A 21,677-nucleotide genomic window follows, 5' to 3' on the forward strand; every position below is an offset into this window, starting at 1 on the left:
CGATGGCACTGGCGCTCGCACTTTTCATCGCGGTCGGCTCGATCGTCTGGGGCACCGTCGCCGCCGCGCGCGGCCGGGCGATGAATCTGCAGGAATGGTCGGTCGGCGGACGCCGGTTCGGCACCTGGCTGTTCTGGTTTCTGCTGGTCGGCGAAACGTTCACCACATTCGCGCTGCTCGGTGCGTCGCAGGGCGTGTTCAGCAACGGCGCGCCCGGGTTCTACGTGCTCGGCACCGTCGTGCTGACCGCGGCGGTCGGCTACTGGGTGGTGCCGAAGATCTGGCGGGCGGGCAAGCAGCACAGCCTGGTCACCATGGCCGATTACTTCACCGTCCGCTTCGAAGCCCGCTGGTTCGGCGGCCTGGTCGCCGGGTTCGGCATCATCGCGCTGCTGCTCTACGCCCAGGTCCAGCTGACCGGGCTGAGCCTGATCCTGGCGAGCCTGTTCGGCAGCGAGGTCCCGGCGCTGGTCTACGTCATCGCCGGCGGGGCGCTGGTCGCCGGGTTCGTGCTGGTCGGCGGGATGCGCGGAGCCGCGTTCACCGCGATCGTCAAAGACGTGCTGCTGATCGCGATCCTGCTCGTGGTCGCGATCGGCGCGGCGGACGCGGCCGGGGCGAGCGGACCACTGGGCGTGTTCGACGCGATGAAACAAGCGCATCCCAGCGGCGCGACCCTGCCCGGACTGCACGGTTCGCCCGCCACCAACACCTGGTGGTGGATGAGTTTCCTGCTGCTCACCCCGCTGGGCTCGTTCGCGCTGCCGCACATGTTCCAGGTGTCCTACAGCGCGAAGGACGTCGCGACGATCCGCCGCAACCAGGTGGTCCAGCCGCTGTATTCGCTGTTCTACGTCCTGATCGTGATGATCGCGCTCGCCGCGGTGCTCGCGCTGCCGAAGCTGACCGACAAGCAGGCCAACGCGTCGCTGCTGATTTTCGTCCGCGAGAAGTATCCGGAATGGGTCATCGGACTGCTCGGCGGCGCGGGCATTCTCGTCGCACTCGTGCCGACCGCGGTGCTCGTGCTGGCGGCCAGCAGTCTGTTCACCCGCAACGTACTCGGGGCCCGTTCAGAAAAATGGGCCTCGTCGTTGACCGCGATGCGCGTAGGCGTCCTCGTTTTCACTGCGCTTTCCGTACTTCTTGTCGCGCACAGCAACGAAAAACTGTTGAGCATCATGACAAACGTCTACAGCGCCGTCGGACAGCTCGCCCCCGCGCTGTTCCTTTCGATGCTGTGGCGCCGGGTCACCGCAGTGGGGCTGGCCGCAGGCGCGTTGTGCGGCGGATTGATCGTCGGCGTACCCGCGCTCGGCTCGCTCGTCGCGCACACCATGCCGCCGGGGACCGTGGTCGGGTTGCCCGCGCTCGTCGTCAATCTCATCGTGACGGTGGCGGTCAGCCTCGTGACCCGGCCTCCCTCGCGAACGGCGGTCGAGGTCGGCGCGGGCGCCCGCTCAGCGGACTCCGCCGAGGCCGGTGACCTGCGCCGGAGCGCCGTTTGACGATAATGATCGGGTGACCGTGACGAGGATCCGCGAGTTCCGCACCCTGCGCGGGCTGACCGTGCGCCAGCTCGCCGACCAGGCGGGGGTGTCGACCGGGTTGATCAGCCAGGTCGAGCGGGGCGTCACCGACCCCAGCCTGGAAACCATGCGGCGGATCGCGGAGGTGCTCGACATCCCGCTGTTCAGCCTGTTCCAGGAGCCGGAGGAGGAAACCGTCGCGGTGATCCGGCACGACGACCGGTACCGGATCTCGTCGCCGCACCACGCGATCACCTACACCCGCGCGTCGCCGGGCGGCGCGAAGCTCGAGGTGCTCGAAGGCGTGCTCGAACCGGGCGGGGTCTCGTCCGACGAACTGCGCTCGCATCCGTCCGAGGAATGCGTGGTGGTGATCGCCGGACGGCTGACCGTCCAGGTCGGCGAGCAGACGCACGTGCTCAAGACCGGCGACAGCTGCCACTTCGATTCGACCGTCCCGCACCGCTTCCGCAACGACGGCCGGACCACCGCCCGGTTCCTCGTGAGCGTCACCCCGCCCAGTTACTGATCCGGCCGCGAGAAGGCGGTACGCGACCGTCGTCGGCCGTGACCATCCGGCACAGTACTGATACTTCCGTCGGAGGTGCCCGCCGCGAAATTGGTCTAGACTTTTCGTTCCGAAACCGGCGAAAAGGACGGACTGATGCGTGGGACGACGGTGCCCCCGGGAATGTGCTGCCGACCGGTCAAGACCGGGGAACTTCCGCTGCACCGGCTTGAGGTGCCCGCACCCGACGCGGTGCCGTTCGCGGTCGGCTCTTTCGACGCGGTCGGGCCGTTGTCGAGGGCGGAATTCCCGCACCGGCACACGTTTTACGAAATCGTGCTCGTCACCGGAGGGACCGGCGCGCACGTGGTCGACCTGACGCGGTGGGAGCTGAGCCCGCCGCACCTCGGCGTCGTCACCCCGGGCCAGGTGCACCACTGGGAGGCGCGCGAACTCGCCGGCTCGGTCGTGCTGTTCACCGACGACTTCCTCTTCGACCATCCAGCCGACCGCGAAACCCTGCGCAGGCTGCGCGAACGGCCGTGGCTGCGGCTGGACCGGGCCGAACACGACCGCACCGCGCGGCTGATCGCCGAACTCGAGGAGGAGTTCCGCCGCGGCGGCGAGGACGCCGAATCCGTGCTGCGCGCGCTGCTGCACGTGCTGATCGTGCGCGCCGGACGGCTGCCCGGCATCCCGCCTGCCCCGGCGCCCGCCCGCGCTCGCGCGGTAGCGGCGGAATTCGCGCAGCAGGCCGAAAAATCGGAGCTGGGACTGTGGTCGGTGCGCGCGCACGCCGAACGGCTCGGCGTCACGCCCGGCTACCTGACCGAGGCCGTCAAGGCGGCGACCGGGCGCACCGCGGCGGAATTGGTGCGCGAAGCGCGGACGCAGGAGGCGAAACGGTTCCTGCTGCGGACGAATCTGTCCGTGCGGCAGGTGGCCAGCCGCGTCGGATTCGCCGATCCAGCCTACTTTTGTCGGTTCTTTCGGCGCGAAACCGGGTTGAGCCCCGGCGGATTCCGCCGCACCGGCGACACCGCCCCGAAGATTCACCACGACTGCATGACTCCGTCCATCGCTGCGGGCTGATCTTCTCCCTACCGTCGAGGGGAATCCCCAGCCCCCACCGAGGAGCAGGCATGGACGAAGACAGGAAGTTCAGCCGCAAGGCAGTGCTGAAGGCCGCGCTGGCCGCCGGAGTCGCCGCGCCGGTCGCACTCGTCGGCGGTCCGGCACTGGCCCGCACGAATTTCGCCGGCGGGCAGAAGGTCGAGCCGACCCCGTACTGCCACGACGGCGACGAACCGACGATCGACCAGACCGAGGGCCCGTACTTCAAGCCGAACTCGCCCGAGCGCAGCGTGCTCGTCGACGGCAACACCCCGGGCCAGCGGCTCACCGTGAGCGGGTACGTGTTCGGGCTGTCCTGCCAGCCGATCCGCCGCGCGCTGCTGGACTTCTGGCAGGCGGACGTGAACGGCGCGTACGACAACGTCGGCTACACCTTCCGCGGCCACCAGTACACGAACGACCTCGGCGAGTTCAAGCTGACGACGATCGTGCCCGGCCTCTACCCCGGCCGGACGCGGCACATCCACGTCAAGGTGCAGGCGCCAGGGGAGCCGATCCTGACGACGCAGCTGTACTTCCCGGGCGAGCCGCGCAACAACACCGACACCATTTTCGACTCGCGGCTGCTCATGACGGTCCGCGACGCCCCGAACAACGCCAAGGAGGCCGCGTTCGACTTCGTGCTCAACGTCCAGCAGACGCCGACCGGCGGGCCCTCGACGACTCCGACGTCGCCGACCGGCCAGCCCGGCGGGACGACCTGGGCCGCGGGCAAGTCCTACCCCGCGGGCACGCGGGTCACGTTCAACGGGGTCGGCTACGTGTGCCTTCAGGGCCACACCGCCCAGCCGGGCTGGGAACCGCCCAACGCGCCAGCGTTGTGGCAGAAGGGCTGATCCCCTCCTGACGAGAACGGCGGGCTCCCCCGGGCCCGCCGTTCTCCGTCTTCCGGGAATTTTTCCGAGAAGCCGAGCCCGCGCTGTCGAGTTACCGTCGACACGTTCGTCTTCCATTGCGACGACGCCGGACCGGCCCTCGGAGGACAGATGCTCTACCTGCTGGCGATCTACGACTGCGACCGTCCCGAACCCGGCGATCCGGCCTTCCCGGACGCGCTGGCCAGGGTGAACGCGTTCGCCGACGAATGCCGCCGGCGCGGGGTGTTCGTGTCCGGCCATCCGCTGCGGGGCGAGCACACCGCGACCACGGTCAGGGTCCGCGACGGGAAGACGCTGATCACCGACGGGCCGTTCCCGGAGACCCACGAGCATCTCGGCGGCGTCTACGTCCTCGACTGCCGCGATCTCGACGAAGCCCTCGAACTCGCCGCGCTGTGCCCGATGGCCGAGGTCGGCACCGTCGAGGTGCGGCCGGTCGCCGGGGTGCCCGGGCTGTCGCACCAGGCATGACCTCGGCGTTGCTGCGGGAGGCCTACCGCGAGCACCGGGCCCGGATGCTCGCGGCGCTGGTCCGTGTCCTCGGCGACTTCGAACTCGCCGAAGACGCGCTGCAGGACGCGTGCGCGCTCGCCCTGCGCGGCTGGGGCGACGAGCCGCCGGACGATCCGGTGGCGTGGCTGCTGACCGCCGCCCGCAACAGCGCGATCGACCGGCTCCGGCGGGCCCGCCGCGGCCAGGAGAAGCTCGCCCAGCTCGGCGAACGGCCGGAGGTCGCGGTGGAGGTGTCCGAGGACAGCCTGCTCGCGATCGGCGACGAACGGCTCAGCCTGATCTTCACCTGCTGTCACCCCGCGCTCGCCGAGGAGGCGCGCGTCGCGTTGACGCTGCAGGCGGTGGCCGGGCTGACCGCGGCACAGATCGCGCGGACGTTCCTGGTCAGCGAGGCGACGCTGGCGCAGCGGCTGGTGCGGGCCAAACGCAAGATCCGCGACGCCGGGATCAGCCTCGCGGTGCCGGCCGATCATCTGCTGCCCGAGCGGCTGTCCGGGGTCCTGGCGGTGGTGTACTTGATCTTCACCCAGGGCTACACCTCGCCGGACCATCGCGAACTGCAGCAGGAAGCGATCCGGCTGGCGAAACTCATCGCGACGCTCATGCCGGACGAACCGGAGGCGCTCGGCCTGGTTTCGCTGCTGCTCCTGCACGATTCGCGCACCGCTGCTCGATATACCCGCGACGGCGACGTCGTGCTGCTCGAAGACCAGGACCGAAGTCGTTGGGACCACGACGAAATCGCCGAAGCGGTCGGGCTGCTGGACCGGGCGCTGCGCTTCGAGACGCCTGGGCCGTATCAGCTGCAGGCCGCGATCGCCGTCCAGCACGCGCAGGCCCGGTCCGCGGCGGACACCGACTGGGCGGCGATCGCCGGGCTGTATCGGCGGTTGTCCGAGATGGATCCGTCGCCGGTCGTCGCGTTGAACCACGCCGTCGCGGTCGCGATGGCCACCGGCCCGGAGGAAGGGCTGGCGCTCATCGACGGGATCGGCGGGCTCGACCGGTATCACCTGATGCATGCCGCGCGTGCCGATCTGCTGCGCCGTCTCGGCCGCTCGGGCGAGGCGATGGCCGCCTACCGGCGTGCCCACGAACTCGCGGTCAACCCAGCCGACCGGCGTTTTCTCGCCGGTCGCTCAGCCACCTTGGAGTCCTGATGAGACTGTCCATTCTCGACAACGGACATCGGCTGCGGGCCAAGCTGTTCCTGTCGATCACGTCGAAACAGCCGCCGGACATCGTGAAGATGCTGCTGTACCGTCCCGGTTTCCTCACCCGGCCGCTGCTGGATCTCACCGCTCCGGCGATGCGCGGCCCGTCGTACTGGACGGCCGGGGAACGCGAGTTTCTCGCCATGTCCACGGCGTTGCTGCACGAATGCCCCTTCTGCGTCGACTCGCACGCGGAGCTGACCCGGATCGCCGGACAAGGCGAGATCGACCCGTCGCGACCGGAGGCGGCGCGGCCGGAAGTGCGCACCATCCGGGCGTTCTTGGAGACCGTCACGCGGAATCCGGACCAGATCGAGCTGCCGGATCTTCCGTCGGCGGCGATTCGCGAAGCGCTGCGGGTGAACCTGGTGTGGAACATCGTGAACCGGCTCGCGAACGCGTTCGGTTTCGTGCTCCGCGAGGGGCAGCTGGAGAGCGGAACCCGTGCGCTGCACCGGTTCGGGTATCGGTTCCCCGGTTTCCTGCTCGCCGGCGGTCCGGCTGGCACGCATGCGGATCCGGTGGAGAACATGCGGTATTCCGTGTTCACCGCGCCCGCGGTGACCGACCAGGCGCTGCGCAAGGCGGCGGCCACCGGGGACGGCTTGCCCGCGCCGTTGCAGCCGTTCGCGGCGAAGGTCCGCGATGCGTCCTACCGGCTCACCGACGCGGATTTCGCCGAGTTGAGCACGAAATACCAGGAGGACGAGGTTTACGAGATCACTGTCGCCGCGGCCGTGGGCGCCGCGTTGCGCAGTTTCGATGCGGGACAACGCCAGCTTTCCGCGTAACGCGAACCGGCGGCCGGATCGCTCCTGGCCGCCGGTTCGCGTCAGTTCTCCGCTCAGGGGCGGTAAAGCTCCTTAACGACGTCGATGTGGTCGTTCTGGTCGACGTGGATTTCGGCGTGCAGCGGGTTCGAGCCGGTCAGCGCCTCCATCAGCGCCTGCTCGGTGCACGGGTTCGTGCCGCGGCCCTGCGGGTCGAGGGCGACCTCGCCGCCCGGGCACAGCTCGGCCGCGCCGAAGACCTGCGCGGTCTTGCTCACCGGGAGACGATAGGTCTTGGCGTCGCTCGGCACGAACTGGCCGTTGTCCGCGCCGCCCTTCTTCCAGGTGACCAGCTGGAACTGGGCCATGTTGACCGAACGGTCGAAGCCGGTGAACTGGACAGTCTGCGTCGTGTTCGGGAAGCGGCGCGTCGGGGCGGCGGACTGGCCCGCGCCGCCGCGGGTCGGAGCGGTCTTGATCATGAACTCGGCACCGCCGTCCTTTCCGCAGTTCACGACGCCCTGAGTGAATTCCTCTTCCGCGCCCAACGCGCAGTCCCAGTGCCCTTCGATGCCGAGAACGCGGTGGCCGGGGCCTTCCCCCTGAGTCGGGGCCAATTCGTAATACTTCGTCATTACGTTGAATGCTTCAGTGCAGCCGGGAATGCTTCCGTTGGCGCTTTGCACCGCGATCAGATCCATTTGCTTGCCGCCCGCCGGACCGACCTGCCCGCCGAGTTCGCTGCAGTTGACATCGCCGTTCGACGCGGCCGCCGCCCCGGCCGAGCCGCCCTGCGGGTTCTGCTTTACCGCGGCCGCGCCGGAAATGCCCTTCGCCGCGGAACCATTTCCGTCGACATTGTTTCCGCTGCAGGCGGAAAGCAACGCGGTCGCGGCGACCGCCCCGCCGACCATGACCAGCTTCATCGACTTCAGCGCGGTGAATCCCATTTCCTGCTCCCCGTGTCTATTGGCGAATCTCTAAACCCAAAGACGCGAAGCAGTGAATGTCGTTGCTCGCAAGTGCCGCGCAGAGCCATCGTTGCCCCAATGTCGCCCCCGCCGGGGCCGCACGGGCACGACCTCGGCCGGTCTCGCAACCCCGGTCGGGCACCCGCGCCACGCCTGGTCGATCCCTGGAACCGACGGTGACCGCTCGACCGCCGTGCGGAGTTTGCGGCACGACGAAGCTCTTCCTGCCCACCGTGCTTTCCCGGACCGGCCTCAGCCGACGTACGCGGTGAAGGAATGCTTCGCCTGGTACCAGATCGAGATGCCGACCGCGCCGGCCGCGGCCACGCTGCGCAGGTCCAGCGGGCCGGGCCGGTCGGCGAGGAACGTGAAGTTCCGGATCTGCGAGCCGGGCACGTAGTCGCCCTCGCTGCCGGATTTGCTCGCCCGCACGAAGTCCATCTGCTTGATCTCGATGGTGTCCCCGTACCCGCAGAACAGGTACAGGTACGGCGGGCGGCCGGCGAGCGGAATGTAGAAGTGGTCGCCGTTCGGTGCTGCGGGAATCAGCATCAGAGTCTCCTCGTCGTTGCTGGAGGCGGGGCCGGGCCCGGCGCCGCCGCCGGGAAGCTCGATGTACTGCTCGTCAATGTCGCACGTGATCGAGTCGACCTCGACCTTGCCGTCGTTGCGCTGCCACAGATGGGTCCAGGTCCGTTCGGCGGCCGTGGGCTGGGAACCGCAGCGCCAGTACCACGACACGACCCCGGCGTCGTGGACCGCGCGCAGCGTCTCGGAAAACCCGTAGAACCCGGCCCGGCCCCGGCCGACCACGCTGGCGAATCCGCTCGCGAACCGGACGACGTCGTCGAGTTGATAGGCCGCCGCGTGGCTGTCGGCGGCGCAGGCCATCAGCACCGAGTCCGGGACGCCCATCCCGCGTGCGTCGGCGAGGCCCGCCTGGCCGAACGCGACGCCGCGGGCGAAATCGTCGTCGTTGCGGTTTCCCCACGCGTCGTCGGTGCCCAGCTCGATGACCAGCGCGACGGTGATCCCGCCGCCGACGAGGGTCCGGTACTCGCTTCCGGTGAGCCGTTTCCTGCCGCGGCCCAGCCCGGCGTAGCGGATCACGCCACCGAAACCGGCCGCCTTGAGGGCGGACGGGCTCGGCGTGCCCGCGGAATAGTCAGCCCAGCGCATGGTCCGCCTCGGTTTCGGCGTAGCTCGGCGGCCGGTTCGACCCGAGCAGGACCCTCGTGAGCCACGGCGGCATCTTCGGTTCGAGCTGCCGCAGCAGCGCGTACACGACGGCCAGCACGAGCGGGACGATGACCTGGTTGCCGAGCCCGGCCACCGCGTCGGTCACCGACGAGGGCAGGCCGAGCGAGACGAGCCACGCGACGAGTGCCGACCACAGGCCGGGGACGACGGTGCGCAGCCAGGAGGTGAGGTGGTCGCCGAGTGGGGTGGTCGGTTGCGGCATGGCTGGTTTCTCCGGCTCGGTGGAGGGTTCGGGCGAGTTGGGGGTGGTCGGTGAAGTGGAGGTGTCGTCCGCTTCAGGGACGGCGGAGGAGGTTGGCACCATCGAGGTAGTCGGATCCGGCTCAGCGGCCTCGGCCGAGTGCCGCACCACCGAGGAAGTCGGATCCGGCTCGGCGGCCTCAGCCGAGTGCCGCACCACCGAGGAAGTCGGATCCGGCTCAGCGGCCTCAGCCGAGTGCCTCACCACCGAGGAAGTCGGCTCCGGCTCAGCGGCCCCGGCTGAGTGCGTCGATGTCGCGGTCGATGCGGCCGTGGCCGAACCGTTGCCGCCCGCGCCCGCGGAACCCGTCGGAGGAGTCGGTGCCGGGGAAACGGCTTTCGGCTCGGCAGGCGCGGTCGCCCCGGCTGCTTTCTCCGCCGCGAACACCACCGAATCGGTCGGGTGCGCGACCGGCGGCGCGTCGATTTCGGGTGCCGGCTTCGGCTTCTCCGCCGGTGGCTCGGGCGCGGCCGGGTTCGAGCCTTGCCGGAAGAGCGGTTCGAAGGTGTCCGGCGGATGGGTCACCGTGCCGTTCGCGTCGAGCACGCCCAGCACCGCGTAGTGGTACTCGACGCCGTGCGGCGGGACCGGGCGCGGACCGTCGTCGCCGCGTGGCCATTCGACGTCCCCGGTCACTGTGCGGGCCGGGATCTGCCAGTAGTCGCCGCGGCGGTAGGTGCCGCCCTGTCCGGCCGCTACGTCCGCCGACGTCCTCGGCGGCGCTTCGAACCGCACTTGAACGCCGTCCTCCAGGTCGATCCAGGTGTTCTCGACCAGCGGCACCGCGCCGTCCTCGCTGTCGGCCGGGGCGAGGTGGTCCCAGCGGCGCAGGAACGGATGCAGGTCCGGATCGGAGCCGGGGCCGCAGTGCTCGCCGAGGTCGTCATCGAGGGTGACCAGCCGGTCCGCCGGGTCGATCGCGACGACTTTCCGCAGCGGCGGCGCCGATTCCGGCCGGTTCCCCGCCGGGACGTCGTCCGCGACGCGGGTGGCGGAGGCGTCGTCGAGCAGTTCGACCCAGTCGCCGACGTCGAGGTCCAGTTTGCTGTCCCGGCCCAGCGTGCCGAGGGTCACCGTGGCACCGGATACCGAGACGACCGGGAACACCACCGACGCGTTCTCCCGTGACCATTTGAAGGTCGCGCCGTGCAGGGTCTGGCTGAATCCCTTGACGGGCAAGGAATCCGTCCACGCGCGTCCGCCGGTGTGCACCTCGACGCGGTACAGCTGATTCTCCTGCCCGCGGAACCGGGCCTCGGGCGGGAGGTGGCAGGCGTCGGTGTCGCCGGGGTGTTTCGCTTGGGCGGCAAGGAGACCGGGCTCCGGGTTCAGCGAGCGCAGGAAGTCCGCGAAATCCTCGCCGCTCTGTCCCGCGCACCAGGCCACCTGCCAGGCGACCTTGGCCCGCGCCGCGGTGTCCGGGCCGGGGTCGCCGAGCGCGATCTCGCGGATCGCCGGGTCCTGCAGCGCGGTGACCAGCCGTTCCCACACCCGCAGGTACACCACGAACGGCCCGGTTTCGGGCAGCGGGTCGTCGGCGTCCTGGTCGAGGTAGCCCTCGGGCTGCGTCCAGTAGCTCGTGGGCCGGTCGTTCTCGACGAGCAGCCCGTCGACGTACAGCCGCCCGGCCGAGATCCCCAGGTCGGTGATTTTCGCGTGGTCCGGGCGGGGGTCGATGCGGAACCCGGGAGCCTCGGCGGGCGCGGCGGACTGGCCGAGCAGGTCGGCCACCGTGGTCCGCAGCTGGTACAGCAGGATCGCGGCCTGCTCGTTCGCGTCCGCGTCGAGCTGGACCCGGCCCTGCTGCGCCAGGACCGCGGAGAAGTGCTTCAGCGAGTCGAAGGTGCGGCGCGAGAAGTCGGCTTGCATGGCGGTCTCCTAAGTGGCGAACAGGATGCCGGCGTCCGTGCCGGCCGGGGTGTACTCGGCGAGCCGCAGCCGGAGACTGTCCTCGCGTTGCGGTTGGAACAGGTCGTGGAAGGCGCCCATCTCCGCACCGTCCTCCGCGCCGCGGCTGATTTCCTCCGGCCCGGATCGCGCGAGCTGGGCGTAACCCGGGGTGCCGTAGCGAACCGAAGTGAACCGAGGGACGACTCGGGCCGGATCGCCGGAATGCTCGGGCTCGCAATGGAATCTCGGCGGCGTGCGCGAACTTTCCGGCAGCCAGCAGAACCGCACGCAGCCGTCAAGGCGCCGGGCGATCCGCACTCGACCGTCCAAAATGGAGTTTTCGAGCACCCCGGCCGCGTGCGCGAACACGGAGCCGAACACCGTGCACCGGCGCACGGTGAGCACCGCGTGCGCGCATCCGTCGTCCGGTCCGGACAGCGCGGCGAGGCCGGGTCCGGTGGCATCGAGAATGCTGTCGGCGAGCCGGATCTGGTTGGGTTCGCGGTGCACTTCGTCGGCGGTGACCAGGATCGTGCCGAGGATGCTGCGTTCCACGCAAAGGCAGGCGGGAGTGTCAGCGAGTTCGATGCTCGCCTCTTCCTCGTGTTCCGGACAGCACTGTGCGTCGAGCGACCAGCCGGGCACCAATGTGCAGTGCCGCAACGATAACTGCCCGACCGGGCCGTGCACCTGCACGCTGCGCCCGGTGATCAGCAGCCCGTCGAAGACGACCTTGGGCAGCGGATCGTCTTTCGCGCCGCGGTCGGTCCCGACGATGCGCAACGCGTCCGGACGGTTGCTGTTCCAGTCCAGCAGCCGCAACACCGGACGCGTCCCGCTCGCTGCCCGCAACGTCAGGCAGTCGCCGCGGTCGACGGTCAGCTTGATTTGTTCCTGATACGCCCCGCTGTCGGTGAATTCGATGACCGCCTCGCGCGCCGACGGGTCGGTTTCCTTGTCCCGCTGCCATTCCTCGACGGCTTCCATGACGAATTCGTGGTGCCCGGGGCCGACGCGGTAAACGTGGTCCGGCGGTTCCGTCGCGCGCGGGTATTCCCCGGCGCCGAGGTCGTCGGAAAACGCGTAGTGGTAGTCGACCCACACTCCGGCTTCCGGGGCTTGCCGGACCGGGAAAGCGATCCGTCCCAGCACCGGGTCGAGCGCGACCTTCCCGTGCGCCGGCCGGTAACGCCAGCCGGACAGATCCGCGGGCACGATGTCGGCCAGCGGCACCGGATTCCCGTCGCCCAGGTAGACGCACAGGCTTTTGCCAGGTCCATAGTAGACCGCCGGTCGCTCGGCGAAAGCTTGCCTGCGAATGAAAACCGGCACGTTCGTTTCGTCGGCTAGGTGATTCGGCGACGGTTCCCGAACCGGGGAGACGACGAGCGGAGTGTCGCTGCCGAGAATGCTGAAGGTGAATCGGGTGCGTGCCCGATCCTCGCAGTACGCGGGCCCGTGCGTGATCGAATACGGCTTGAGCCGCCATACGTACAGGCCGATCTCCGGGATCCCGTACCGTCCGGTCCCGCGATGCGAAGTGATCCGCCGGACGTCGATCGAATGCGCCAGTTCGTCGAACGGCCCGTCGAGCCGGTCGAGCGCGTCGGCCCCGTGCAGGTCGGCCAGCTGGCCCCGCGTCAGCCGCCGCCGGTCCGCCCGCGGGTCCCGGCCGTGCAGCCGGATCGCCTGCGAAACCGCCAGCAGCTGCCGGAATTCGACCGCCCGCGCGGGCCATTCCGCGACGTCTTCGGCGAGTTGTTCCAGCAACGCCAAGGTGCCTTTGCGCCGCCGGTTGCCGACGGTGTGCGCGACATCGCGGCGAGGCGCGAGAGCGGACAGCAGCCGTCGAGCCGCGGCCGAACCCGTCGCGAGCGTCTCGTCCGCGCCCGGCAGGATCCGGTACCCGACCAGGTCGCCGAGGTAGGGCGCGACCCAGTCCTGGCAGGTCTCGATGAACCAGTCCGCGTATTGCGCGTCCAGGTCGGCGGCGATCAGGTCGGCCTGTTCGGTGATCACGCCGAGCAACGCCTTCAGCGGCCCCGCGTTCTCCTCGTCGCGCCGCCGGTAGACCGACGGCATCAGCTCGTAGAGGCGGTCTGGATTGCGAGTCATGGGATCCTCACCACCATCAGCGCTTCCGGCACCCCGGCCGGGAGCACGGCGAGCCGGGCGGGCCGGATTCCGCGCCCCACGGTCAGCTGCTGCCCCTCCTCAAGCTCCGTCGCATCGAGATCCGGGTTCAACCGGACCAGTTCGTCCACGGTCAGCCCGTGCCGGAGCGCGATCGTCGTCAAGGTGTCCGTGTCGAACCCGTCCACATAGCCCACCTCGTCGAAAACCTCCTCGAACCGCGCCCCGGACGCCCCGACGCACGGCTTCGCCTCGGTGAGCCGGCCCGCGATCGTGGCCAGTTCGATCGGCGTGACGTCGCCCGCGATGCCGTCGAACACGGTGATCGCGGCGTAGTCGACCCCGGGCACCGCCTGGATCGCGGCGAACGCTTCGCTGAGGAACGCGGGTTCGCCGAGTTCGCGGCGGGCAAAGGAAAACTCGTCCAGCAACGCGGCGCGCACCGCGGGTTCCACCAGTTCCCAGGTGTAGTCCGGGAGCACCTTGATCCCGGCGCGGAGCACGAGCAGCACCCGTTCCCGCACCGCGACCCGCACCTCGACGCCGCGGTCGCCGAAGCCCGCCAACGCCGCTTCCAGCGCGACCACCGAGCCGGAGGACGGGTCGATCCGCGCGTCCCCGGTCGCCGCGACCGTCACGTGCACGACCCGCCGTCCGCCGTCGGAAAGCTTGACCGCCTTGGCTTTCCCGATCCCCGCCCGGGCGCGGGTGAAGTCCTCGTAGTCGCGGATGGACACCAGCCGGTCGAGCGCGAGCATCCGCAGCGGGATCGACGCGCGGACGTCCGCCGGTCCGTCGCCGTCCGCTCCCCCGCCGGACGCCAGCGGGTTGGTCACCGCGCGCACGCCCGGCGGACGGCCGGTGGCCTGGTTGATCTGCCCGGCCGCGACATTCCCGTCGTGGCCCGCGCCGACCCGGTACACCGCCGTCACGTTCTCCACGCCGGCGGGGATGCGTGCGCCGTGGACGCCGTCCCCGAACCGAAGCGTCCGGGTCCCGCCCGCGCCGAGCGACACCTCGTAGTCGTGACTCGTCGGCCCGGACCAGACCAGCCCCTCGGTTTCGTGCCAGCGCACGCCGGACACGCGAGCGGCGAGCGTGCTCTCCGCGCCGGAGGCGTTGGCGGACGGCCGGAAGGTCAGCGGGTTGTCCGCATTGGCCTGGCGCAGCGGGAAAACCTGATTTGGCACGCCCGGGTCGCCGCTGCCGAGCACCTCGGTGCGCGTCTCGCCCTGGTCGGCCTCCACGACGTTGCCGTAGACGGTCACCGTGTCCCGGCGGTACCGGTAGGACAACGCCGTGGCGAGCGACAGGAACGTGCGGACCCGGCTGCCGTGCCGGCTCGGTTCGACCCGCTGCCGGATCCCGGCGACCATCGTCACCTCGGCGGCCTGGACCCCGCTGGTGTGCGGCACGTCGGTGCGTTCGCCCGCCACCACCAGCCACCGGCCCGGCCGGAGCCCGTCGTAGACCCGGGCCAGTTCGATCTCGTCGCCCCGCACGTCCTTGGTGATCGGGTCGCCGATCGCGGTGAGCGCTTCGCCGTTCGCCCAGACGACCGTGCCCGCCGCCGGAACCGGGAAGACGACCCGGTCGACGGTGATCTTGGTGAACTGCTTGGTCCCGATCGGTGCGGACTGGTTCGGGACCGTGACCTTGACCGTCGCCAGCTCCACCGCCGTCACCCGCGCCGAGGACTGCTCGCCGTTCGCCGATTCCAGCACGACCCAGCTGCCCCGGGTGATGCCGTCGTACACCGCGTCCAGCCACATGGTCGTGGTGCCCGCCGCGTCCGCGATCGCTTCGGCAGGCCGGTCCAGGACGACCGCCCGGGTCCGCAGCACTTGTACGCCGGACAGCTCCGGCGGCGGTGCGATCTGTTCGTTCGCCCACGCGTGGTGCAGATTCGCACCCAGCCGGGGATCGGCCGCGATGAGCAGTTTCGGGTGCACGTCGGAACTGGGGTGGAACAGCTGGTCCACTGTGGACGGAAGGTCGATTGCCTTGCGTGGCGGCCGGGACGGCTCTCGCCGCAGCCACGGCAGCACCGGGGTGAGCCCGAGCAGTGCCGCCGCACGGTCGCAATCGGTGCCGTAACCGCAGCCGCAGCCGCAGCCGTCGAAGCGGTATCCCGGCGACGTGCAGAACAATTCTCTGCCGAACTCGGTCAGGTAGCGCAGCTCCGGATCGCTTTCGCGCAACGCCGCGGTGCAGAGCTTCAGCAGCGCGTCTGCCGTGTCCGAGACCGGTCCGACGAAATCGCGGAACCAGTCCTGGATCGCGCAGTTCGCGTGCGCCCGGGCGAGCGCGGCCAGTTCCGCCAGTTCGGCGCTGAACTGGTAGACCGTGCGGGCCAGGACCAGGTTCGCGGTGGCCGAGGTGCCGAGACTCTCCAAATAGGTCTTGGCGGTGGTCAACGCGGTGCCCGTGGGGTCGACCCACGGCGAAGGCGGAGGCTGGAGCCGCACCGCGGTGGCGATCTCCTCGACGAGGTCGCGGATCGTCTGGTTGAGGTCATCGAGCACGATGCCCGAGGTGACCAGCTTGACGGTGGTCCGGTTGGCCGGGAAATCCGGCGTCGCCTCGGCGACCACCCGGACGGCCGGGGCGAAGGCGCCGAACAGCAGCAGCAACCGGTCTCCCGGCTTGAGCGCCGCGGTGGTGCCTTGGATCCCGAGCCGGGGGATCTGCCGGGCGGTTACGGCGGTGACGTCCACCGGCTCGGCGGTGGCCACCTGCAGCGCGTTCCATTCCTCGCGGGCCTGGAGTTCCGCCGCGGTCTCGAAGGTCTGCGGCAACTGGCCCTGCGCGGGCACGCTTTTCGCCTGGGTACCCGCCGGAATCACCGTCCGCGCACCGGGATCCAGCGTGTACGCCAGGTAAGTCGTCGCGGACAGCGCGGGCCGCGGGGTGTAGCCGACGAGAGCCCCGAGGTGGAGGAGCGATTCGGGTTCGGTGGCGGTGCGCAGATAGCCTTCATTGGCGATCCGCTCCTGGTAGAAGGTCAGCACGTCGCCGACGACGGCCCAGCAGTCCAGCAGCGCGATCGCCGGATCGTCCGGGTCCCGCGTGGTGAGCGGAGCCAGCGCCTCCCGGCTCGCCAGCCGCGCCAGCATCGACTGGCGGAACCGCGCGTACGTGCCGATCCGCCGCGACAGCGCGGGCAAACCGGGTCGCTGGTAGGTCGTCGCCGGGGTCGTCGGGCCTTGTCCCGTGCCGCAGTTCATCGTCCGCCTGCCAGGTCGAGGGTGAGCCGCCCGTTCTCGGGCCGGGCCGGGTCGTCGTCGAGTTGCGCCACCTCGAGCGGCCCGATCGGGAGGACGCCGGTGGCGAGTGCGGTGCCGGGCGGGCCGAACAGCCGCTCCAGCCGGGTCACCTCGGCGTGCCGGACGCCGGGTACCGCCGCCGCGGCCGCGACGAGCTGGCCGACCCGGACCGGGGTGCCGAAGGTGAGGCGATCCGGCTGGAAGAACGCGCCGAGCGCGCGCCGCAGTGCCGTGCGCACGTGCCCGGCGAGGTGGTCGGGCAGCACCTCGACGCGCAGGGTCAGCTCGAGCGGGACGAGGGTCGCGCTGAACACCGAAAGGTCGTGCACGATCCGGCGGTAGCGGAACAGCGCGGCGCGGGTTTCGTCGAGCAGCCAGCTCGGCGCGACCTCTTGGCCGAGCGGATCGATCGCGACCTGCGCCTCGTACCAGCTACCGGTCCACCGCAAATCGCCCGCAGCCCGCTGGATGCCCGGGGAAGCACCGGCCAGCGTCGCGTAGTCGTCCGCGGTGATGGCGCGCAGCAGCCGGCGGCGAACCTCCTGCGGGGCCCGCAGGCGGACCTCGGACACCGGTTCGGGATCGACCCCGCCCACGGCAGGCAACGGATTGCGCACGCTTCGGATGCCGGGCACGTCGACGTGGTCGAAGACGATGCTGCTGATCGCTTCGCGGCCGACGTTCCCCGCCAGCCCGGTTCCCACCCGCAGCGCCGCGCTGAGCTGACCGCCCAACGGAAACTTCGCGCCGTTGCGGCCGTCGCCGAACCGCAGCACGGTCGCGCCGGTGTCGGTGACCTCGCCGACGAAGTGCCGGTCGGCCGGGCCGCTGTCGAGCAGATCCCGTCGCGGCAGCCAAACCTCGTGGTTTCGGTCGGTGACGGTGACCGCCGGCAGCGCCAATCGCGGATCCGGTCGCGTGGCGAGACTTGCCGGACCGCGGAACGCCGCACGGTGTTCGTCCAGCTTGTCCCCTTCCGCCGCGCCCCAGCTCTGGCCGATCTCCCACCCCTCGTTCGCCGCGGTGAGCACGTAGCCCGCGCGGGCCTGGCGGATGAGGTCTTTCAGCCGCTCCAGCTTCGTTTCCAGCAAGTCGTCGAAACACGCCAGCAGATACCGGAGCGCGCGTCGGGGGTGGTCTCGAAGGCCGAGCTTCTTCACCAGCTTGGCCCCGAAAAGCACGGTGACGAATTCAATGTCCTTTTCGGACAGTTCACTTCGCCACAGCTTGGTCAGCCGAGCGCGGATCCGGCCGGGGAGCCCGACCAGCCACTGCGCCTGCGCGGCCGCGACGCCGGCGGGATCCGGGAAGGGGACGCTCTGGGTGACCGGCTGGTGCCGCAACTGCGGCTGCACGACCACCGGCAGCGGCGGATAAGCGGGTACCGGTTCGGTTTCTCCGCAACCACAGCCGCAATCGCGCGGACACTGCGGTTCCTCTGGCGCGGGATCGGGAACCTCGTGGGATTCCGGGCGGATCCGCTGGCCGTGCTCGACCAGCACCACGTTCCCCCGGGCCACTCCGACTTCGAGATCGACGCAGTCCGGCCCACCGCGGGCGTTGACGCAGAACGCGAACGTCAGCGCGTCCTCCCGGGCCCACGTCACTTCCAGCAGTTTCTGCTGATACAGCTCGTCCGTCGTCTCGGTGACCGACATCAGCCGGACAGCCTGCCGGTGCGTGTGGTCGGCGTCGGCCGGAAGACCGGACGGAACCCCGATCAGTTCTTCGAAGAGCAGCACGTCGCCCGGCACCAGGCACAACGCCCGGTCGCTGTCCACGAGGGCGGCCGAGGTCGCCCCGGCGGGCAGGCAGCAGTCGTGGTCGCCCCAGGTCCACAGGCTGATCCGGTTGCGTGCCGGGCGCAGTTCGACCGGCTCGTCGTGGACCGGCTCGAACACCTCCGCCGCGCCGCGGGAATCGCTGTCCACCGTGCTGAACCGGAAAGTCCGCTTCGGGAGCGTGACCTGCTCGGCCGCGTCGATGCACACCCAGGCCCGCGCGGAACATCCGTCGTGCATCAGGTAGTCGACCAGCCGGGCGTGCCGCCGCACGGAAACCCGCAGCCGCGCGGTGTCGAGGTACGCCTCGGTCGCCACCGCGTCTTGCTGGTAGCTCAGCCGGTCGCCCTCGTAGGCGAGCAGTTCCGTGAGCATGATGCCGACGTCCGGGACGTGTCGTTCGGTCCAGGACGGCATCGTCAGCTTCAACCGGTCCAGCAGCAGTTGCCGGAAGCTGGCGTAATCCTTGCTGAGATAGTCGATCTCAACCGCCGCGTCCGCCGCTGGGGTGCTTTTCTCGACCGGCGCGCAGTCGACGTCGCCGCAGCCGCCGAACGTGAAGTCCACAAAGGAATAGCGCGGATCGAAGCCCGGATACGGCCTCGTCCCCGGTTTGCCGATCGGCCCGGCCTCCACAATGGACAACCGGTAGGTGGACAGATCTCCGGCCCGGTCGACGGTCAGCCGCACCGCGTCGGCGAGGTCAGGATCGTCGCTCGCCCACAGTTCGACCGCCACGACGGCGATCCCGGTCACGCGTCGTCCGCCGTCGATCCGGAAGTTGGCCGGCCCCAGGTCTTCCGGTGCTTTGCCGAAGAAGCCCACGGTGAGCGAACGGCCGTCGTCGCTCACGCTGACCGAGTCGATCCCGTTGCCGCCCGCGAAGCGTACGTCCGCCCGGCGGCGCTCGTCCGCACAGCCGATCATGCCGCCCTCCCGGTGATGACGTCCTCGCGCCGTTCGCCGGTCGCGAGAAGGACGTAGCCGATCTCGATCCGCAAAGCGCTTTCCTCCGCGGTGACGTCCAGGTGCTGCACCGTGATCAGGTCGCCCAGCCAGCGGTGCAACGCGCCCTCCGCCGACGCCTGCACCGCCGCCGCCAGCTCCGGACTGTTCGGCTCGAACACCAGGTCCAGCAGTCCGCAGCCGAAGTCCGGACGCATCACGCGCTCCCCCGGCGTGGTGAAGAGCAGCTGTTCGATCAGGTCGAGCACGTGGTTCGCGTACCCCGCTTCGGCGACGCGGCCGCGTTCGTCGAAATGGAGCGGGAAATCAATGTCCACAGTGGTCACCTTCCCGTCACGAACTGTTGCATGAGAACCACGATCGGCGGTCCGGGCGAAAGAGAACCGAGGCAGGTGCCGCCGCCCTGTCCGGCCGGGGGAAGCTGCGTGAGCACCGGAGTCGCGCCCGCCAGCAGGGACGAAAGGTTCGTCCACTGCACCGTCGTGCAAGGCGGCGTCAGCGTGCACCCGGTGACGACGAACTGGTCTTTCGTGGTGAGCACCGGCATGCCGTTCACCAGCGCCGCCGGCGGACCCGCCGGGATCGCGGTCACCGCGCCGCCGTGCGGACAGGTCATCGTCATTCCGCTGTGGAGCAGAAAGCCCGGCACGCCCGCACCCCCTAGTTCGGAACGACGAACGTGCCGTTGTTGATGACGACCGAGGTCCCGGCGAGCCGGATCGAGGCGAGACCGGGACCGCAGGACAGTTCGATCCCGGTCTCGTTGAGCTTCACGTACGGCCCGGACGGCCCCATGATCTGCAACTGGATCCCGCCGGTCGGACCGGGCTGCTGGGTGATCAGCAGGTAGTTCTGCGGCGGCTGGCCGAACGGCGTCAGCGGCGTGCCGATGACCACCTGCGGCACGCCCGGCACGATGCTGGACGCGATCGGCGGTCCCTCCTCGCGCACGTCGCGCCGGAAGCCGGTCCACACCGCGCGGCCGATGTCGCCGCCCTGGAACTCGACCCACACCCCGGAATTGACCAGCGGCACCACGTTCATGCCCGGAGCCGCGGTGCTCGCCGCCGCCCAGATGGCGTTGTCGCCCAGTACGTCGACGACCCGCACGAGCAGCCGGTCCAGTCCCAGCGGGTCTACATTGGACACCACGATGCCCTCGTAGGTGCCGTCGAACCGCGTTCCTTCGGTCGTCATGCGCTCACCTGCTGGGAGAAGGGGACGAAACCGTCCCTGGTCAGGCCGAAACTCTGCTTGTACTCGCCGCGTTTGATCTCGTGCGTGACGCGGTTGACGTAATAGAGCCCGTCGTACGCGAGCCCCGCGCCCCGCACGCCGACCAGCGCACGCGACTTGAGCACGTGGCCGTACCGGAGCACGTCGAGCTTTCCCTGTCCGGTCACCGCGTCCGAGCCCTTCGCGGCTTTGCTCAGCGCACGCAGCAACACCTGCGGCGTCGGCCGTCCGGCCAGGTCCAGCAACGGTTCCTCTTTCAAGGCCACCGCGGGACGCACCGCCAGCGGCGGCCGCAGCAACGAAACGCTCGGCACGGGAATCGAGAAGCCGATCTTGGTCCTCGGCTCGGCGATCCGGATCGTGTACTGCGTCCGGGACATCCCGTCGAAGCCGAACGACAGGGATTCCACATTGGTCGCGGTCCCGGAATCCACGGTGAGCGCGGGCTGCACGACCCCGGCCCGGACTTCCGGACCCCAGTACGCGACGCTCGCGCCCGGCACCGGCCCGGGGATCAGGTAGAAGGCGTACCCCGCGTCCTTGGCCAGCCCCCGGAGGTAGCCGAGATCGGTGTCGGACTGGCCGTCCACCCTCTCCTGCGGCAGCTGCGGTTCCCCGAACAGCACCGGCACCGGGGCGGGCACGATGCCGTACCTCGCGTACTTGGCCAGGATTTTGAGCACCCGCACGTGCAGCGGCATCCCGGGAAAGATGTCCTGCTCGTACCGGAGCTCCATCAGCGCGGTGAGGTCCTCGCCGGTCACCGTGAGCCGCGATTCGCCGGGACCGGAGCCAGGGCTCATCTCGTGCCGGGTGATCACCCCGTCCATCAGCACGTCCGCCGAGCCGCCGACGATCACCGCGAGCACGACCCGCGCGGGCGGATCGAGCAGCCCGGACGGCAGCAACGTCCGGGCGAGCAGGGAATTCCGGCTCACCGCGAAGGTCAGCTGGAATCCGCTGCGCTCGCCCGCGGCCGAGGTGACCTGCACGGACTGCAACGCGTCGACCAGTTCGTGCGGCACCGGCACGGCGAGGGTGCGGCCGATCATCAGGTGCAGCTGGAAGCTCTTACCCACCGGTCCCTCCCGCCGGAATCCCGGGCGGCAGCGTGATCCGCAACCGGCGGCCCGGCTCCGCGGTCAGCTCGTCCGGGTCCATCGCCCGGTTCGCGTCGGCGATCCGCCAGTACTGCTCGGCGTCGCCGAACACCTCGCCGGCGATGCGGTCGAGCCGGTCGCGGGGCTTCACCACGCGCTCGCCGATCTGCGCGAGCTGCTCCGGCTGGGGCAGCAACCTCCGCTGGACGAAGCGGACCGAGCGGCCGTCCGGAAGGTCGCGGACCGCGGTGGGCAGGCCGTAGTAACGACTGGTCGCGGAGAACATC

Annotated in this window: 18 protein-coding genes; 7 read left to right on the top strand and 11 right to left on the bottom strand. The window is 70.0% G+C overall.

Translation table 11 applies throughout. From position 1 onward, the window contains the following. The first annotated feature begins 2 nt into the window (after nt 1–2). From F9C12_RS17480 to F9C12_RS17510, 7 genes are all read left to right on the top strand, one after another. A complete protein-coding gene (locus tag F9C12_RS17480) occupies nt 3–1,508 on the top strand; it encodes a sodium:solute symporter (protein ID WP_409466606.1) in 1,506 nt (501 codons plus the stop codon). A gap of 13 nt (nt 1,509–1,521) precedes the next feature. Then, nucleotides 1,522–2,058 (top strand): helix-turn-helix domain-containing protein, encoded by a 537-nt coding sequence (locus F9C12_RS17485; RefSeq protein ID WP_409183037.1) that lies wholly within the window; start codon nt 1,522–1,524, stop codon nt 2,056–2,058. A 135-nt stretch (nt 2,059–2,193) separates the two neighbouring features. Further along, the gene (locus F9C12_RS17490; protein WP_409183038.1) at nt 2,194–3,129 is read left to right on the top strand and encodes an AraC family transcriptional regulator; all 936 of its coding nucleotides are present in this window, start codon (nt 2,194–2,196) and stop codon (nt 3,127–3,129) included. A gap of 50 nt (nt 3,130–3,179) precedes the next feature. Then, entirely contained in the window at nt 3,180–4,007 is an 828-nt protein-coding gene (locus F9C12_RS17495) for a carbohydrate-binding protein (RefSeq protein WP_409183039.1), read from the top strand. Between the two features lie 150 nt (nt 4,008–4,157). Next, nucleotides 4,158–4,520, top strand: a complete 363-nt coding sequence (locus tag F9C12_RS17500; protein WP_409466607.1) for a YciI family protein — start codon at nt 4,158–4,160, stop codon at nt 4,518–4,520. After that, nucleotides 4,517–5,722 carry an RNA polymerase sigma factor gene (locus tag F9C12_RS17505; RefSeq protein ID WP_409466608.1) on the top strand — a complete coding sequence of 402 codons (1,206 nt, stop codon included), beginning with the start codon at nt 4,517–4,519 and terminating at the stop codon, nt 5,720–5,722. Before F9C12_RS17500 ends, F9C12_RS17505 begins: the two co-directional genes overlap by 4 nt. Continuing rightward, the gene (locus tag F9C12_RS17510) at nt 5,722–6,567 is read left to right on the top strand and encodes a hypothetical protein (protein WP_409466609.1); all 846 of its coding nucleotides are present in this window, start codon (nt 5,722–5,724) and stop codon (nt 6,565–6,567) included. Before F9C12_RS17505 ends, F9C12_RS17510 begins: the two co-directional genes overlap by 1 nt. 53 nt (nt 6,568–6,620) lie before the next feature. On the opposite strand, the gene F9C12_RS17515 is transcribed toward F9C12_RS17510, so the two are convergent. From F9C12_RS17515 to F9C12_RS17565, 11 genes are all read right to left on the bottom strand, one after another. Further along, entirely contained in the window at nt 6,621–7,496 is an 876-nt protein-coding gene (locus tag F9C12_RS17515) for a hypothetical protein (RefSeq protein ID WP_409466610.1), read from the bottom strand. Between the two features lie 273 nt (nt 7,497–7,769). After that, nucleotides 7,770–8,696, bottom strand: coding sequence for a glycoside hydrolase domain-containing protein (locus F9C12_RS17520; RefSeq protein WP_409183044.1), 927 nt, complete (start codon nt 8,694–8,696; stop codon nt 7,770–7,772). Continuing rightward, on the bottom strand, nt 8,683–10,887 hold the full coding sequence (locus tag F9C12_RS17525; protein WP_409466611.1) for a DUF6519 domain-containing protein: 2,205 nt from the start codon (nt 10,885–10,887) through the stop codon (nt 8,683–8,685). The genes F9C12_RS17520 and F9C12_RS17525 overlap by 14 nt, the downstream gene beginning before the upstream one ends. A 9-nt stretch (nt 10,888–10,896) precedes the next feature. Continuing rightward, on the bottom strand, nt 10,897–13,023 hold the full coding sequence (locus tag F9C12_RS17530) for a hypothetical protein (protein ID WP_409466612.1): 2,127 nt from the start codon (nt 13,021–13,023) through the stop codon (nt 10,897–10,899). Further along, nucleotides 13,020–16,268, bottom strand: coding sequence for a putative baseplate assembly protein (locus tag F9C12_RS17535; protein ID WP_409466613.1), 3,249 nt, complete (start codon nt 16,266–16,268; stop codon nt 13,020–13,022). Before F9C12_RS17535 ends, F9C12_RS17530 begins: the two co-directional genes overlap by 4 nt. Continuing rightward, the gene (locus F9C12_RS17540) at nt 16,265–19,015 is read right to left on the bottom strand and encodes a putative baseplate assembly protein (RefSeq protein ID WP_409466614.1); all 2,751 of its coding nucleotides are present in this window, start codon (nt 19,013–19,015) and stop codon (nt 16,265–16,267) included. Before F9C12_RS17540 ends, F9C12_RS17535 begins: the two co-directional genes overlap by 4 nt. Beyond that, nucleotides 19,012–19,371, bottom strand: coding sequence for a GPW/gp25 family protein (locus tag F9C12_RS17545; RefSeq protein WP_409183049.1), 360 nt, complete (start codon nt 19,369–19,371; stop codon nt 19,012–19,014). Before F9C12_RS17545 ends, F9C12_RS17540 begins: the two co-directional genes overlap by 4 nt. A gap of 5 nt (nt 19,372–19,376) precedes the next feature. Continuing rightward, a complete protein-coding gene (locus tag F9C12_RS17550; RefSeq protein WP_409183050.1) occupies nt 19,377–19,703 on the bottom strand; it encodes a hypothetical protein in 327 nt (108 codons plus the stop codon). Nucleotides 19,704–19,714: 11 nt separating this feature from the next. Further along, nucleotides 19,715–20,251, bottom strand: coding sequence for a phage baseplate assembly protein V (locus F9C12_RS17555; protein WP_409466615.1), 537 nt, complete (start codon nt 20,249–20,251; stop codon nt 19,715–19,717). Then, on the bottom strand, nt 20,248–21,369 hold the full coding sequence (locus F9C12_RS17560) for a hypothetical protein (protein WP_409183052.1): 1,122 nt from the start codon (nt 21,367–21,369) through the stop codon (nt 20,248–20,250). Before F9C12_RS17560 ends, F9C12_RS17555 begins: the two co-directional genes overlap by 4 nt. After that, nucleotides 21,362–21,676 carry a LysM peptidoglycan-binding domain-containing protein gene (locus F9C12_RS17565; protein ID WP_409183053.1) on the bottom strand — a complete coding sequence of 105 codons (315 nt, stop codon included), beginning with the start codon at nt 21,674–21,676 and terminating at the stop codon, nt 21,362–21,364. The genes F9C12_RS17560 and F9C12_RS17565 overlap by 8 nt, the downstream gene beginning before the upstream one ends. Between the last annotated feature and the right edge of the window lies 1 nt (nt 21,677).

The organism is Amycolatopsis sp. GA6-003 (genome assembly GCF_046267895.1).
Classification (GTDB): domain Bacteria; phylum Actinomycetota; class Actinomycetes; order Mycobacteriales; family Pseudonocardiaceae; genus Amycolatopsis.